Below are 14,915 nucleotides of genomic sequence, written 5' to 3' on the forward strand. Positions count from 1 at the left end.
TGCCCGCGTCACGGTGTACTGCACGGTTTCGCCGGGCCGAAAGTCGTAGGCCGTGGGGGCAAAGCTCAGGGTGCTGCCGCTCAGGGTGGTGTCGCCGCGGCTGCGCAAGCCCCCGCGCTGGTTGCTGAACACCCGCAGGGCCGCCGCCGAGGCCGCGGTGAGCGGCTGGCTGAATGTGGCCATCACGCTGGCGCTGCGGGGCACGGCCCGGGCGTTGGCCACCGGGCTGAGGCCGGTGAGGGTGGGAGCCTGGGCCCGGGCGGCCCCGCCCGGGCCCAGCAGCAACGGCCCACTGGCCAGCCCAACAAACAACAAGTACCGAGTAGCGGGCATAGTAGAGAAAGGGACAGGAAAAGGGAAACAAGCTGCGGGGCCGTGCCCAAAGCAAACCGCCGGCTGGTAAAGTTATGCCACGGCCCGCGCTACCGTCGGCAGGGCCACGGTGTAGCGGGCGGCCTCGGCGGCCTCGCCGGGCAGCAGCGCGCACTTTCCAATTTGCGCCCCCGCGCCGTTGAGACGGGTGCCACCAGCGCGGGGACGCAAACTGAAAAGTTCGCGCTACGGGGCCACGGCCGCCGGCAGCGCCACCCCATACAGCGCGGCCACGGCGGCATCCACGGCCGCTTCGGGCGCGGCGGTGTCGGCGGCGGGGTCGGCGGCTTTGGCGTCCAGAATCTGCTGCACCAGCGCGGCAATGGCCGCCTGCTCGGCGGTCGTGGCGGCGGGGATGGGAAGCTGCCCGATATAGCTCATCTTCATACGCAGGTACCCATTCATCACCTTATCGCAAACGCTGTCGATGAAGAAAGCTGCACTGCTCGAATTCAGTACGCCTAGTAGGAATTTGTCGTCTGTGACAATTATTTGAACGTTGTCATTCCCCATAAAGCCGCGCGTATCGAAAGCAAAAGGCGAAGGTTCCTTACTTACCCCAGGCCAGCTAATCTTGAGCTTCTCAAATTCCTGTTGCGTCTCAGGCCGTGGGCGCTCCAACGCATACCAAGGGTAGCGGCCGGCTTTTGCTTCCCCACGAGCTTCAAGTTGCTTCTTGTACTTCAATAAATGCGCTTCAATTGCAGGGAACTTCGGCAGGTTGAATCCCCAATCAATGTATAGCAGATAGGTTTTGGAATCGGGCTGCTGGTAACGTCTCACGTCTCGCCCTGCTAGAAAAGGCCTGATGAACTGAACCGAATTAGGGTCCGCGTTAATCAATTCCTGCCGGGTGGCTTCGTCAATAACAAAGGCTTCATTAAAACCAGTCTTGACGCCATTGTACATCTTCCCATCAACGTACTCCGTCAGTGGCAGACAACCAGCACGCATTTTATCCAACGCTTCCTGCGCTTCAGCTTCAGCAAGGTTCCATCCCTTTGAGTTAAGTCCCTGTTGATTTACTAGCCGAGCTAAGCCAGACACAACACCATTAAATCCTACTCCAATTGGGGGCAATTTGAGCAACGCGGCGGCGCGGAAGGTGCTTTCCGCAGCGGGCGCACCCTGGCGCAGGGCCACGATGGCGGGGTAGGTGGTGGCTTCGGGGAACACGGGTAAGTCGCCGAAGTCCACGAATTCGAGCAGGGTTTGGGTGCTGGCCAGCCAGCCGCGCAGGGCCGCCCCGTAGCCGGCCCGCAGCCACTTGTTGGGCACGATGTAGGACAGCTCGCCGCCGGGGGCCAGCAGCTCGGCGCCCAGTTGCAGGAAGTACACGTAGAGGTCGGCCGTGCCGGCAAAAACGTGGCCGAAGCGCTGTTTGAGGTGGGGCTTGAGGGCGGTGAAGGCTTCCTGCCGGATATACGGCGGGTTGCCCATCACCACATCGAAGCCGCGAAAGCGGCCCGCCTCGTCGAGCACCTCGGGGAACTCGAAGCGCCACTCGAAGGCCTCGCGGAAGAGGGCGCCCTGCTCGTGGGCGGCTATTTCCTGGTCGAGCTGGTCGGCGTACTGCTGGAGGCGCTTCATTTCCCACTCGCGGGCCTCGCGCTGCCTGGCCGTTTCGGGGATGAGGAAGTGCTGGGTGTCGAGGGCCGCAAACTGGCCGCGGTAGAGGCGCAGCTTCTCGCGCTTCTTGTCCTTGCGGTGCAGCACGGCCGTGAGTTGCTCCTTGAGCTGCCCGAAGAAGCCCAGCAGGCGGTTTTTCTCGTCGCGCCCGCGGCTGCCGAAGTAGGCGCGCACGGCGGCCCGGTACTCGGGCAGCGAAAACGCCCCCTTCTGCCACACCTCCGACAGGTCGGCGTCGAGCCCGAAGCGGGCCAGCAGGGAGTTGCCCGTTTTCACGTTCAGGTCGAGGTTGGGCAGGGTTTCGAGCTCGCGGAAGCCGGTTTCGGGCCGGTAGTACGCGTGCTTGAGCAGCTCAATCCACAGCCGCAGCCGGCAGATGCGCACCGAGTTGGGGTTGAGGTCGACGCCGAACAGGGTGTGCTCCATCAGGGCGCGCTTCTCCCGAAACAGGGCCTGCTGCAAGCGGGTGCGGGCCGGCCCCACGGTGCGCGCCCCCGTGGCGACCTCAAAGGTGGCCACGCGGTAGGGCGCGGGCAGGCCGTCGGCATCGGTCACAATCAGCTCGTCGTGCTCCACCTCCAGGGTGTAGGGCAGCACGCCGCCCTCCTCGTCCAGAAACAAGCCCAGGCGGCTTTTCAGGTGCAGCAGCTCGTTGAGGGCACTCACCAGGAAGTGGCCCGAGCCCACGGCCGGGTCCAGCACCGTCAGGGTGTTGAAGTGGGCGGCGTAGGCCAGGCGCTGGGGCCGCCGGGCGGGGGCCAGCCGGTCCTGCAATTCCTCCAGCGAGTCGCAGCCGGCCAGCTCGGGCCAGGCGGGCGCCTGGGCAAAGTGGCGCACCACGGCGCGCCCCAGCGTCTGGCGGGCCATGTACATGGTCACGAAGCCGGGGGTGTAGAACGAGCCGTCCTTGTAGCCGTTTATCTTCTCAAACACCAGCCCCAGCACGGCGGCCGAGAGCAGCGGCCGGGTGGGGCCGTGGGCATCGGGCCGGGGCGCATCGGCGGGGGGCGCCGCCCTCGGCGGGGGCCGGTGCGTGGCTGGTGGTGGGGTCGGTGGCGAAGTCGTAGGCGTCGAGGAAGTGCAGCAGGTAGGGCAAGGCCGCCCACTGCGGGGCCTGGGCGGTGTGGGCCTTGGCCGCGGGCACGGCCGGCGCCCCCGCCTTGCGCAGCACCGAGCCCGGGAACGGGGCCAGCCCCAGCCCGTCGCGCAGCCCGCTGATGTCGATGGTCTGGCCCTCCAGCAGGCTGGGCTCGAAGAGCGAGGAGTTGAGGTAGGGCACCTGCGGGAAGTCGGCGAGCACGTCGGGGCTGCGCTCGGCCGGGGGCCGGTTCAGCACCTCGAAGAAGAGGGTCTGCACCTCGTCGTACTCGGGCAGCCGCGCCGGGGTCAGGAAGCGGAAGGTGTCGGCCAGGGTGGCGTCGTGGTAGCGCACCAGCTGCCCCTCCAGCAGCTTGAGAAACAGCAGGCGGTTCACCCACATCAGGCACAGGGCCAGGGCCACTTGTTCGAGCTGCTGGTCGTAGCCTTCGCCGTACTGGTCGCGGGCGGCACTGGGCAGGTTGTTGAGCCCGTGCCCGGTGCTGAGCTTGCGCAGGGTGTTTTCGAGCAGGGAGCCGGGCTGGCGCTCGGGCTCGGGGCAGCGGGCAATGCGGCGCACGCCGCCGGCCTTGTCCTCCTTCAGCCCCATCAGGTACAGCAGCTCGTTGTAGAACTCCTGGTTGAGGGTGTTGGGGTCGCGCCGCCCGGTGAGGGGCTCCTTCAGCAGGTAGGCGGGGTGAAAGAGGCGGTAGAGGCTCATCAGCTCGCCCGGCCGGGTGGGCACGCCGGGGCGCAGGTCCACGTAGGCGGCGCGCAGCTCGCCGTCCAGGGCGGCCAGCTTCTTCCCCGCAATGCTCTTGTAGAAGAAGTCGGTGTCGGGGCTGGCCTTGCCGCCCGCCTTCCAGTCCTGGAACGCCCGCACCAGGCTTTTATCCTTCCAGAACAGCCGGTGAAAGTCCACGGCATCGAAGATGTACCACTCGTAGCCCGTCGTTACGATGAGGCGCTTGAAGTCGTCGGCCCGGTCGTCGCTGCGGTCCTCCAGGTAGTACAGCAGCAGCTGCTGAAACGCCTTGCGGTTGAGGTCGTCGGGGGCCAGCATCTCCAGGGGGTTCCTGGGTCCCTTCACCTCCAGCACCACCGCCACGGGCGAGTCGGCCGTGTCGGCCAGGTGCAGCACCAGGTCGCGCTTGTTGTGCACGTTGCCGTAGCGCGAGCCGCCCTCGGGCCTGGTCACCTGCCGCAGAAAGTCCAGGATGTGGGTTTCGCCGTGCCGCTCAATCTTGGTCGGGTCCAGGTGCCGGAGCATCTCCGCCAGGTGGGCGCTGAAGTCGTTGAGCTGGGCGGTGGTGGGGCGCAGGCGGCGCAGGGCGGCCGTGGCCAGGTCGGGCGGTAGAAGCTTGGGAAGGAGCATGGGGGCAAATGTAGAGGTCGGCCCCAAAAACCCCACCCCTGCCGGGCACGGCCCCTGCCCCTCCCCTCCGGGGGAGGGGTGCCAGACGACTGCTGTTTCAGAATGCACGGCACCAGCTTGGTGGCCTTTAGCGTGCCAGACGACTGCTGTTTCAGAACGCACCCTTCCCCCGGAGGGGAAGGGCTGGGGATGGGGTTTTGGGGTCCCGCGCCGCGCCTACTCCACCGCCAGCGTCCTGGCCACGCGCTCTTCGCCCGCCTGCACCATTACCCGGTACAGTCCCGGTGCGCGGCCCAGCAGCGGCACTTCCGCCTTGCCGCCCTCCTCCGTCAGGCTCACGGGCTGCTCAAATACCACCGTGCCCTGGGCGTCGCTCAGCGTCACGGTGGCGCGGGTGGCGCCCGCCACGGCCGGCACCGCCACCGTGGCCCGAATGTGGGCCGGGTTGGGGTACACCGTGAGGTCGGCCGGCGCGGTGGGAGCTTGGGCGCGGGCCGCCGGGCTCGCCAGCAGCATAAACAACGGCAGCGGCATGGCCATATGCCGCCCACTGGTCAGAATAGCGGAGGAGGTGATAGTAAACATAGCAGGGCACAAAAAAGGAGGAAAGAATAGAAGCGGCGGCTTCACCGGCAGCGCGGCGATGCCGATTCAACGCAGTATGGCGCCAGCCCGTATGCCCGCCTTGCCCAACTGGCTCACATTCGCGCCCAATTCGTACTCTTTCGCGACGAACCCGGTGCGGCTCCTTACCGCCCGTATACCGGGATTCCCCATAGCCTCAACCGTACGAAAAAGGCCCGCCTCCAATGGAGACGGGCCTTCCTTTTCCTTATGTGTTCGACTGCTAACCAGCCGCCAGTGCCTCGGCACCACCCACAATTTCAAGAATCTCGGTCGTGATGGCCGCCTGACGCGTCCGGTTGTACGTCAGCTTGAGGGCCTTGAGCAGCTCCCCGGCGTTGTCGGTGGCTTTGTCCATGGCCGTCATGCGGGCGCCGTGCTCCGAAGCGTTGCTTTCCAGCACCGCTTTGTAGAGCTGGATTTTCAGCGACTGCGGAATCAGGGTCTGAATGATTTCCTCTTTCGAAGGCTCAAAAACGTAGTCCACGTTGGCAGTAGCCGACGCAGTAGCGGGTGCTGCCGATGGCACCAGCGGCAAGAGTTGCTCGGCACGCACAATTTGCGTGGCCACGTTCTTAAACTCGTTATACACCATCACCACCTCGTCGTAGGTACCGGCGCGGAAGCCGTCCATAGCAAGCTCAGCCGCCTCACGCACCGTTTCAAACGAGAGCTTGGCGAAGACGTGGGTGAAATTGCCCACGATGTTGCCCTTACGGGTATAGTAGTCGTGGGCTTTCTTGCCAATAGCCAGCACCGAGATGCTGGTTGCCGGCAGGTTGGCGTAGCGCTCCGCAATGGCCGCGTTCACGCCCTTAAACACGTTCGAGTTGAACGCACCCGCCAGCCCCCGGTCCGAGGTAACGGCAATAATCAGCACCCGGCGCACCTCGCGGGCCACGCCGTAGTCGCTCACGATGTCGTTATCGGTCGTGCGCGTCAGGTTTGCCAGAATGGTGTTCAGGCGCTGCGCATAGGGCCGCATCCGGATGATGTTGTCCTGGGCACGACGCAGCTTGGCCGCCGCCACCATTTTCATGGCTTTGGTAATCTGCTGCGTGCTGCTCACCGACTGAATGCGGCTGCGGACTTCTTTTAAGCTTGCCATTGATAGGTATTAATTGAACGTCATGCTGAGCGTAGCCGGAGCATCTCGCGCGCCACCACTAACTCAATCGTTCACCGAAAATAATTACTGCTGCACGCGAGATGCTTCGGCTGCGCTCAGCATGACGTTCTTTTGGCCCTTCTACTTCACCGCGTAGTTCGCCGCCACGTCCTTGGCTACCTCGCGGATGGCCTTGGTGCCAGCGTCCTCCAGTTTGCCGGCCTTGAGCGCCTTGAGCACGTCGGGGTAGCGGGAGTTCATCACTTGGCCGAACTCCTTCTCAAACTCCCGCACCCGGTTAACCGGTACGGTGTCGAGGAGGCCGTTGGTGGAGGCGTACACGATGGCCACCTGGTCTTCTACCTTCACGGGCGAAAACTGGGGCTGCTTCAGGATTTCGAGGTTGCGACGGCCGCGCTCAATGGTGAGCTTGGTCGAGGCGTCGAGGTCGGAGCCGAACTTGGCGAAGGCTTCCAGCTCACGGAACTGGGCCTGGTCGAGCTTCAGCGTACCGGCCACTTTCTTCATCGACTTAATCTGGGCGTTACCACCCACGCGCGACACCGAAATACCTACGTTAATGGCCGGGCGAACACCCGAGTTGAACAGGTTGGTCTCGAGGAAAATCTGGCCGTCGGTAATGGAAATCACGTTCGTCGGGATGTAGGCCGATACGTCACCCGCCTGCGTCTCAATGATGGGCAGTGCCGTGAGCGAACCGCCGCCTTTCACCAGGTGCCGGATGCTTTCGGGCAGGTCGTTCATATTCTGAGCGATTTCGTCCGACGCGTTGATTTTGGCGGCCCGCTCCAGCAAACGGCTGTGCAGGTAGAATACGTCGCCGGGATACGCCTCACGTCCGGGAGGACGACGGAGCAGCAGCGACACCTCGCGGTAAGCCACGGCCTGCTTCGACAAGTCGTCGTACACCACGAGGGCGGGACGACCCGTGTCGCGGAAGAATTCGCCAATGGCGGCACCGGTGAACGGCGCGTAGAATTGCAGGGGCGCGGGGTCGGCGGCCGGAGCAGCTACCACCACGGTGTAGTCCATGGCACCGCCTTTGGTCAGCGACTGCACCACCTGGGCGATGGTCGAAGCCTTCTGGCCAATGGCCACGTAGATGCAGTACACCGGCTTGCCGGCTTCGAAGAACTCGCGCTGGTTCAGGATGGTATCGATGGCCACGGCCGACTTACCAGTCTGGCGGTCGCCGATAATCAGCTCGCGCTGGCCCCTGCCAATCGGAATCATGGCGTCAATCGACTTGATGCCGGTTTGCATCGGCTCGGTCACGGGCTGGCGGTAGATTACACCGGGCGCCTTGCGCTCCAGGGGCATTTCGTACAGCTCGCCCTGGATGGGGCCGCGGCCGTCGATGGGCTGGCCGAGGGTGTTTACCACCCGGCCTACAATGCCTTCGCCTACTTTAATGGAAGCAATTTTGTTGGTACGACGCACGGTGGCGCCTTCCTGAATGCCCGAGTAGTCGCCGAGCAATACGGCACCTACGTTGTCCTCCTCGAGGTTGAGCACCAGGCCTTGCAGGCCCGTCTCGAACTCAATCAGCTCACCCGCCTGGGCTTTGCTCAAGCCGTAGATGCGGGCCACACCGTCGCCAACCTGCAACACGGTGCCGACTTCTTCCAGCTCGGCTTCGGACTTGAAATTGGACAGTTGCTGCCGCAGGATTGCGGATACTTCGTCCGGACGTACTTCTGCCATTTTTTTGGGAATTGAGTATGTAGTATTGAGTAGTCAGTAGCGCGAAACGGTGCTTCGCGTGCCTGCGCCAATTGAATTAGTATCGTCGGCGCGGAGACACGAACAACTGTGTTCGCACTACACCGACTATCGGCTTACACTTTTTGTTGAAACGTAGTGTCTTGCAAAGAGGTGCGCATTTTGCGGAGGCTGGTGCGCACGGAATCATCCAGCTGTTTGTCGCCAACGCGCAGGATGAAGCCGCCAATGAGGTCGGCGTCCACCTTTTCGGTCAGCTTCACGTCAGTCAGGCCGGTTTGCTGGGTTACCAGCTTCTCCATCTCGGCCCGCGAGGCAGGCGTGAGCGGGGTGGCCGAAGTCACCTCGGCCATCTGGATGCCCTGCATGGAATTGTACTGCACCTGAAACTCGGTGCCCATGCCTTCCAGCGCCGATTCCCGGTTTTTCTGGGTGAGGATGGTGAAAAACCGCATGGTTATTTCCGACACCTTGCCACCAAAAATGGCGGTGAGGATGGCCAGCTTTTTGTCGTGCTTCACAATGGGGTTGCGCAGCAACAGCCGCAGCTCGCGGCTTTCGGCCATGGTCTTGCTCAGCAAGTCCATGTCCTCTTTCACGCTCTCCAGCGTGCCCATCTCCTTGCCCAAGTCGAGGAGCGACTTGGCGTAGCGGGCCGCTACTCGTTGGTCAGCCATTTTATTTTTAGTTGTTAGGTGTCAGCTGTTAGTTATCAGGGCTGTTGGTACGAGCCATTTTGTGGCCCAACAACTGACAACTAGCAATCAGCAACTAATTAAGTTTAACGTCTTTCAAATACGAATCAACCAGCTGCGTCTGAGCGGCGGGCTCAGCGAGTTCGCGGCGCAGGATGCGCTCGGCGATGTCGACCGACAGCTTGGCAGCGGTGTTTTTCACTTCGGCCAGGGCCGCGTTTTTCTCCTGCTGGATGGCTTCGCGGGCTTGGGCGATAATACGGTTGGCTTCTTCGGTGGCGCGGGCCTTTTCGGCGTCGCGGTGCTGGTTGGCCATCACGGTGGCTTCCTGCATCATGCGGTCGCGCTCGTGGCGGGCGTCGGCGAGCAACTTTTCGTTGCCGGCTTTCAGCTGCTGCATTTCAATTTTGGCCTGGTCGGCCATGCGCAGGGCATTATCAATGGTGTCTTCCCGCTCTTTGAGCGACAGCAGGATGGGCCGCCAGGCAAATTTGCCCAACAGAAACAACACCAACAGGAAGATAACCAGTTGCCAGAAAATCAGGCCGAGTTCAGGATTTAAGAAAGCTGGCATAGGGAATTTAGTATTAGGGAACCGCCGGTAAAGGCTGGTTAAGCTTGCTACATCTTGTAGGAGCAGGTAAGCCCGCCGCGCCAACTGCAATAGCAGCAGCGGGCGGCGGGCTTCCAACTACTTCCGGGCGCAGCGGCCCGGCAAATCATCTTAGAGCTTGGTCCAGATAAGTACGCAAACTACGACTGCGAACAGGCCGAGGCCTTCAATCAGAGCGGCGGCGATAATCATAGCCGTCTGGATTTTGCCCGAAGCATCGGGCTGACGGCCGATGGCATCCATAGCGCTGCCGCCAATGCGACCAATACCCAGGCCTACGCCCAAAGCAACCAAACCTGCACCGATACCGGCACCCATTACAGCCAAACCAGGACCGTAGTTGGCGGCCATTTCAGCAGCAGCCTGCAACAACAAAGAAAGAAGCATAAAAAAAAGAAAAAGGGGAAAGAGAAAAAGCTAGCCAATCCCGCAGCGGGGGGGGAGGGATGCTGCGGTCTGACTAAAACAGCCAGCAGGTCGGGCACAGGGCCTACCTGAATAAGTCGTATGATTTGATTAGTGCGCGTGCAAGGGAGCGTGGGCCTGGTCGGCCCCGTCGCCACCACCAATCTGGTGGTCAGCATCGTGGTGCTCTTCTACTGCGCCGCCAATGTACATGGCGGTGAGCAGCGTGAAGATGAAGGCCTGCAGGATGGCCACCAACAGCTCCAGAATGTTGATAAACAAGCCGAACGCCAGCGTAACCGGCGCCACCGCCCACGATTTGAAGATAAACACCAGGCTGATAAAGCTCAGCACCACGATGTGTCCGGCCGTGATGTTGGCAAACAGACGAATCATCAGGGAGAAAGGCTTGGTGAAGATGCCCAGGAATTCTACCACTATCATGATGGGCAGCAGCGGCTTCGGCACGCCGGGCGTGGCGAAGATGTGGGCCCAGTAGTTCTTGTTGCTGGAAGCCAGCGTGATAACCAGCGTCATCACGGCCAGCACCAGGGTCACGGCAATGTTGCCGCTCAGGTTGGCCGCGCCAGGCATGAGGCCCAGCAAGTTGTTGAACCAGATAAAGAAGAAGGCCGTGAGCAGGTATGGCATGTAGCGCTCGTACTTGGGGCCGATGTTCTTCCGGGCAATTTCGTCGCGGATGAAAATGATAACGGGCTCGAAGAACGATTGCAGGCCGCTGGGCGCCCGGCCATGGTTCTTCTTATATCCACGGGCTACGGCCGTGAACACAATTAGCATGAGCGCGGCGCTGAATAGCAGCGAGGCGGTGTTTTTGGTGATGGAAAAGTCGTATACTTTGCTGCCGTCTTCGGCCACCAGCTTGTCTTCTTCCAGCTTCAGGCCGTTGTGGCTGTGGCCGTGGGCCAGCTGGCCACCCGAGAACATGCTCAGGCCTTTGGTGGGCTGGTAGGCGATGATGGGCAGTGGCACGCTGACGTGGGTGGCGTGCTCGCCCTCGCCGAGGGTGGCCAGGTGCCACTCGTGCGAATCGCCGATGTGCTCCAAAATCATTTCGCCGGGATTGAAGCCTTCCCCTTTGGAAGCCTCAACGGCAGGCTCGTTCGCAAAAACGGACAGGGATACGAAGCAAAGAAGTATCGAGAGTAAACGCTTCATTCAAAGATGTTTAATTGAAGATTTCAGGCTAAAGCGCTATGTTTGCGCTACTTGCTTTTTCGAAATCGGCCGCAAGTTACTCAAAATAGCCCATATTTCAAACCCAGCCCACGAAAAGTACAGCAGGAAGAAGGCGCCGAGGAAGGTCCAGAGGCCGCGCCCCTCCTGGGCGCCGCCTCTGGCCAGATGCACCGTGACTAGGGCCAGGGAAGTGAGCATGCGCACCGTCATGCCGATGAGGTAGCCGATGCCCAGGTTGGTGGGCGACACTGCCACGAGGCGCGCCGTGAGGCTGTAGATAAGGAACGTGAGCCCGGCCATGAAGCCAAACAGCAACCCCGTGTACCGGTGAATTATGGCCGGGCCGAAGAGCAAATGCAGGGCGTAGAGCAGCCCCCCTAACACCCCGCCAAACAATAAAAACTGGCGCAGAAATCGAATCATAAAGGTGCGGTGCGGTTTAGTTGTCGGTTGGTAGTTGTCAGTTGTTGGCTGTATGACTTACAACCGCCAACCGACAACCGACAACTACTCTTTGGTGAGGCTGCGGATAATCTGGAACATGGCGAGAAATACCCCCACCAGCATGAGCCCCACCGTGAACCACGGGTTTTTGGACTGGTACCGCTCATCGAGCCACGTGCCCAGCCAAGTGAAGCCGCCGATGATGCCTAGCATTTGGAAGGCAATGCCCGAGTACTTGGCGAATGCGCGGACGCGGTTGGGGCCCACGGCGGGCTTGTTGGCAGGCGCAGGAACAGGCGGAATGGGCATGGAAAGGGAGAAGTGGAGCGTTGCGCAAAGGTACGGCGGGTGCGAAGGACCGTTTGGTCCGGGAAAAACGTAATTTTACCCGTTCGCCTTCGTTAGCCGGCTGGCGCTTGTCTGCTATAACGAACATTTCGGGTTGCCTCCGACGTTGCGGAGGCAATTGGCTGCCTTTTTTTCTCCTTGGCTTTGACACAACATCTGCTGATACCCCGCTGGCCGGCGCTACTTCTCTTCCTGTTGGGAATGGGGGCAGCGGGCTGTGCTTCGGATAAAAACCTGGTGGCGCACGCGTTCAACAACGTAGCGGCGCGGGACAATGCGTATTTCATTGCCCGGGAAAAGCTGCAAGCCACGGAAGAAAAGCTATACGCGGGCCGCATCAACGACTACAACCAGCCCCTGACGCTGTTTCCCACGCTGGACAGCGCCAGCGTACGGGCCAACCGGGCAGAGCTGAACGACATCATCAAGAAGGCATCGATGCCGATTCAGCACCGGCCGGGGTCGGACTGGACGGATGACGCCTACATTCTGGTGGGCTGGTCGCGCTTTTACCAGATGCAATTCGATGACGCGGCCCTGACGTTTAAGTACGTCAATTCGACCAGCAAAGACCCCAATGCCAAGCATGAAGCGCTGATTGGGCTGATGCGCACTTTCGTAGCGCAGGGCGAGATGGAGAGCGCCAAAGCGGTGTCGGACCTGCTGGACAAGGAAAAAGGCCTGCCCGAGGATGCGCGCCAGTTATTTCTGACCCGGGCCGACTATTACATCCGCACCGATGAGCCGGCCAAGGCCATTCCGCAGCTGGAGCGGGCCATTCCGCTCATCGAGTTGAAGAACGAACGGTCGCGGACCCGCTACCTGCTGGCCCAGCTCTACCAGAATGCCGGCGAGAACAAGAAAGCCTACGAGCAGCTCGACCAGATTCTGGCGCGCAACCCGCCGTATGAGCTGGATTTTCAGGCCAAGCTGCTGCTGGCGCAGGTGTCGGACCTCAGCGAAAAGGACCGGGTGCGGCTCGACAAAAATTTTGTGGCGCTGCTCAAGGACACCAAGAACAAGGACTACCGCGACAAGATTTACTATGAGATGGCGCGGCTGAACTACCGCGAAAAGAACATTCCCGAAGCCCTGAAGCTGCTGCGGCAATCCGTGCAGGCCACCACCACCAACCGGCTGCAGAAGAGCTACACCTACCTGATGGCGGGCCGCATTTACTACGAAGACCTGCAGAAGTACCGCCTCGCGGCAGCTTACTACGACAGCACGGTGCAGAACCTGGCGCAGGATGCCAAAACCTACGCCGCCATCAAGGAGCGCAGCGACATTCTCCGGGAATTCGCCAAGCAGTACACCATCATCGAAACGCAGGACAGTCTGCAGGCCCTGGCACGGCTGCCCGCCGGGGCGCTGGACGAGAAGCTTAATCTGTATGCCGACGCGGCCATCGTGGCGGCCCAACAGGAGGCGGCCCGGCTCGCGGCGCTGCAAAAGGTGAACGACCGGGCCGCGGAATTTGCCTCCCGAACCACCAGCAGCTCCTCCGGATTCTCCCCGGACGGGACCATTGGCCGGGCCAGCGACGACCTGCTGGCCTTCGACCCCACCGCCGCCGGCACGGGGGCCAAATGGTACTTCGATAACCCGGCTACGCTGGGCACCGCACGGGCCGACTTTATCCGGAAGTGGGGCAACCGCCAGCTGCAGGACAACTGGCGCACGAGCAGCCAGGCCAGCATCTCCCCCAATACCACTGCCAACGGTGGGGTGCCTGTTGCCATTACCGGCAACGACCAAACCGCCGTGAACGGCGGCCAAACCGACCCCGCCGCTCCGGCCCCTGCCGCCGACCCGGAAGCCGAAAAGCGGACGCTGGTGGCGCAATACCGCAGCACCCTGCCCACCACGCCGGAACTACTGCAAGCTTCCGACACCCAGGTGGAGGGCGCGCTGTACGAGCTGGCCGGCATTTACAAAGAGCAACTGAAGGAGCGGGAGAAGGGCTTCGAGACCTACGAAAAGCAGGTGGGCCGCTACCCTACGGGCGCGCACGCCCCCGATGCCTACTACTTGCTGTACCTGCACAACAAGGACAAGTCCGACGCCGCTAAAATGGCCCAGTACGCCGCGGCGCTGCAGCGGGAGTTTCCCACTTCCATTTATGCCAAGCTGATTGCCGACCCGCTGTACCGTGAGCACGAGCTGGCCCTGCACAACGCCGTGGCGAGCCGCGTGGACTCGGCCTTCACGCTCTACAAAAACCAGGAATTTCGGAAGGCCACGGCGGTGCTGGCCCGCAGCGAAAAGCTGTACCCCAAGAGCGACCTTGCTGACCGGGTGGCTTACCTGAAAACGCTGTTGGTCATTCGCACCCAGCCCCCACTCACGGCCCGCTCCTCGGTGGAGGCTTTCTACACTAAGTTCCCCGACAGCCCGCTCGTGCCCCAGGCCCAGGCGCTGGCTGAAACCTACAAAAAGCAGGGTGCCGGACAAATTGCCGGCGCACTGGCCTCGACCGAAAAACCCGTGGTGTCCGTTTTCCGGCCGGGTGAGGTAGACAACCGCCTGCGCATTCAGTACCGCGAAGACGAGACGCCCGCCAAGGCGCTGAATACCGCGCCGGCCGCGCCTACCTCTCCCATTGCGCCGGGCTTGCTGGGTACGCGCAGAGCAAGCGCAGCCAGCGCCGCGCCTACCCAGACGCTGGCGGGTACTCCTACGGCCGCTGCCGTGCCCGACGCGGGCGTTGCTCCTGCCGCTGCTATTCCGGCTCCGGCGGCGGCGCCGGGCTCCGTTGCGGCGGTGCCCCCAGCGGCTGGCACCCCGCCCGCTGGGGTAGTTCCGGCAGCGGCGCCCACTCCCGCTGCGGTGGAGGCTCCTGCAGATGTGCCCGCCACGGCCTACGTCACGCAGCTAAGCGGCGCCCATGCGGTGGTGCTGGTGTTTCCAAAAGCCGCGCCGGCCGCGGCCGATTTGACCACCCAGCTGGGCACGTACAACAACCGGTTTTTCCGGGCCAACAACCTACGCGTGGAAACCCCACCGCTCGGCACCGACCAGGACCTGGTGGTGGTGCGGGCGCTGCCCGGCGCCAAGGTGGCCCAGAGCTACGCCACCAAGTTGCGGGGGCCGCAATCGCCGCTGGCCCGGCTGCGCGGGGCCGGCTATCAGACGGTGGTTATCAGCCTTGAAAATCTTACCTTACTGCAAGCTACCGGTGATTTGGCCGGGTACTTGAGCTTTTATCAGCGCGTTTATAAATGAGTTAAAAGTGAGGAGTTATGAGTTATGGGTTTGCAGTCGGACCTTTGCGCCGTGGTT

14 protein-coding genes are annotated in these 14,915 nt (G+C 62.1%); 1 reads left to right on the forward strand and 13 read right to left on the reverse strand.

Annotation, left to right across the window (positions count from 1 at the left end; genetic code table 11):
• The 13 genes from BEN47_RS01740 to BEN47_RS01795 all read right to left on the reverse strand — a co-directional run.
• On the reverse strand, nt 1-333 hold a 333-nt coding region (locus BEN47_RS01740), incomplete at its 3' end, for an Ig-like domain-containing domain (protein ID WP_139147334.1).
• 72 nt (nt 334-405) lie between these two features.
• The gene (locus BEN47_RS21265; RefSeq protein WP_158010798.1) at nt 406-543 is read right to left on the reverse strand and encodes a hypothetical protein; all 138 of its coding nucleotides are present in this window, start codon (nt 541-543) and stop codon (nt 406-408) included.
• Nucleotides 544-558: 15 nt separating this feature from the next.
• The gene (locus BEN47_RS01745; RefSeq protein WP_070724482.1) at nt 559-2,946 is read right to left on the reverse strand and encodes an Eco57I restriction-modification methylase domain-containing protein; all 2,388 of its coding nucleotides are present in this window, start codon (nt 2,944-2,946) and stop codon (nt 559-561) included.
• Nucleotides 2,927-4,453 carry a type IIG restriction enzyme/methyltransferase gene (locus BEN47_RS01750; protein WP_070724483.1) on the reverse strand — a complete coding sequence of 509 codons (1,527 nt, stop codon included), beginning with the start codon at nt 4,451-4,453 and terminating at the stop codon, nt 2,927-2,929. The genes BEN47_RS01745 and BEN47_RS01750 overlap by 20 nt, the downstream gene beginning before the upstream one ends.
• A gap of 216 nt (nt 4,454-4,669) precedes the next feature.
• Complete coding sequence (locus BEN47_RS20575) at nt 4,670-5,038, reverse strand: T9SS type A sorting domain-containing protein (protein ID WP_070724484.1); 369 nt, start codon at nt 5,036-5,038, stop codon at nt 4,670-4,672.
• A gap of 262 nt (nt 5,039-5,300) precedes the next feature.
• The gene (gene atpG, locus BEN47_RS01760; RefSeq protein ID WP_070724485.1) at nt 5,301-6,185 is read right to left on the reverse strand and encodes an ATP synthase F1 subunit gamma; all 885 of its coding nucleotides are present in this window, start codon (nt 6,183-6,185) and stop codon (nt 5,301-5,303) included.
• A 141-nt stretch (nt 6,186-6,326) separates the two neighbouring features.
• Complete coding sequence (gene atpA, locus BEN47_RS01765; RefSeq protein WP_070724486.1) at nt 6,327-7,910, reverse strand: F0F1 ATP synthase subunit alpha; 1,584 nt, start codon at nt 7,908-7,910, stop codon at nt 6,327-6,329.
• A gap of 134 nt (nt 7,911-8,044) precedes the next feature.
• Nucleotides 8,045-8,605 carry an ATP synthase F1 subunit delta gene (gene atpH, locus BEN47_RS01770; RefSeq protein WP_070724487.1) on the reverse strand — a complete coding sequence of 187 codons (561 nt, stop codon included), beginning with the start codon at nt 8,603-8,605 and terminating at the stop codon, nt 8,045-8,047.
• A 94-nt stretch (nt 8,606-8,699) separates the two neighbouring features.
• Entirely contained in the window at nt 8,700-9,197 is a 498-nt protein-coding gene (gene atpF, locus BEN47_RS01775) for a F0F1 ATP synthase subunit B (protein WP_070724488.1), read from the reverse strand.
• A 150-nt stretch (nt 9,198-9,347) separates the two neighbouring features.
• Nucleotides 9,348-9,623 (reverse strand): ATP synthase F0 subunit C, encoded by a 276-nt coding sequence (gene atpE / locus BEN47_RS01780; RefSeq protein ID WP_070724489.1) that lies wholly within the window; start codon nt 9,621-9,623, stop codon nt 9,348-9,350.
• Nucleotides 9,624-9,752: 129 nt separating this feature from the next.
• Nucleotides 9,753-10,820 carry a F0F1 ATP synthase subunit A gene (gene atpB / locus BEN47_RS01785; protein WP_070724490.1) on the reverse strand — a complete coding sequence of 356 codons (1,068 nt, stop codon included), beginning with the start codon at nt 10,818-10,820 and terminating at the stop codon, nt 9,753-9,755.
• 36 nt (nt 10,821-10,856) lie between these two features.
• Nucleotides 10,857-11,264: a hypothetical protein gene (locus tag BEN47_RS01790; RefSeq protein WP_070724491.1), complete on the reverse strand. Its 408-nt coding sequence runs from the start codon at nt 11,262-11,264 to the stop codon at nt 10,857-10,859.
• An 84-nt stretch (nt 11,265-11,348) separates the two neighbouring features.
• A complete protein-coding gene (locus BEN47_RS01795) occupies nt 11,349-11,594 on the reverse strand; it encodes an AtpZ/AtpI family protein (RefSeq protein ID WP_070724492.1) in 246 nt (81 codons plus the stop codon).
• Nucleotides 11,595-11,777: 183 nt separating this feature from the next.
• Between BEN47_RS01795 and porW the strand changes: the two genes are divergently transcribed.
• Nucleotides 11,778-14,858 carry a type IX secretion system periplasmic lipoprotein PorW/SprE gene (gene porW / locus BEN47_RS01800; protein ID WP_125921444.1) on the forward strand — a complete coding sequence of 1,027 codons (3,081 nt, stop codon included), beginning with the start codon at nt 11,778-11,780 and terminating at the stop codon, nt 14,856-14,858.
• Nucleotides 14,859-14,915 lie beyond the last annotated feature (57 nt).

The organism is Hymenobacter lapidarius (assembly GCF_001816145.1).
Lineage (GTDB): Bacteria > Bacteroidota > Bacteroidia > Cytophagales > Hymenobacteraceae > Hymenobacter > Hymenobacter lapidarius.

Excerpts from the sequence above, each read along its gene's own strand:
- atpE (WP_070724489.1), bottom strand. The coding sequence starts at position 9,623 with ATGCTTCTTTCTTTGTTGTTGCAGGCTGCTGCTGAAATGGCCGCCAAC.
- atpA (WP_070724486.1), bottom strand. The coding sequence starts at position 7,910 with ATGGCAGAAGTACGTCCGGACGAAGTATCCGCAATCCTGCGGCAGCAA.
- atpG (WP_070724485.1), bottom strand. The coding sequence starts at position 6,185 with ATGGCAAGCTTAAAAGAAGTCCGCAGCCGCATTCAGTCGGTGAGCAGC.
- BEN47_RS01750 (WP_070724483.1), bottom strand. The coding sequence starts at position 4,453 with ATGCTCCTTCCCAAGCTTCTACCGCCCGACCTGGCCACGGCCGCCCTG.
- atpH (WP_070724487.1), bottom strand. The coding sequence starts at position 8,605 with ATGGCTGACCAACGAGTAGCGGCCCGCTACGCCAAGTCGCTCCTCGAC.
- atpF (WP_070724488.1), bottom strand. The coding sequence starts at position 9,197 with ATGCCAGCTTTCTTAAATCCTGAACTCGGCCTGATTTTCTGGCAACTG.
- BEN47_RS01790 (WP_070724491.1), bottom strand. The coding sequence starts at position 11,264 with ATGATTCGATTTCTGCGCCAGTTTTTATTGTTTGGCGGGGTGTTAGGG.
- BEN47_RS20575 (WP_070724484.1), bottom strand. The coding sequence starts at position 5,038 with ATGTTTACTATCACCTCCTCCGCTATTCTGACCAGTGGGCGGCATATG.
- atpB (WP_070724490.1), bottom strand. The coding sequence starts at position 10,820 with ATGAAGCGTTTACTCTCGATACTTCTTTGCTTCGTATCCCTGTCCGTT.
- BEN47_RS01795 (WP_070724492.1), bottom strand. The coding sequence starts at position 11,594 with ATGCCCATTCCGCCTGTTCCTGCGCCTGCCAACAAGCCCGCCGTGGGC.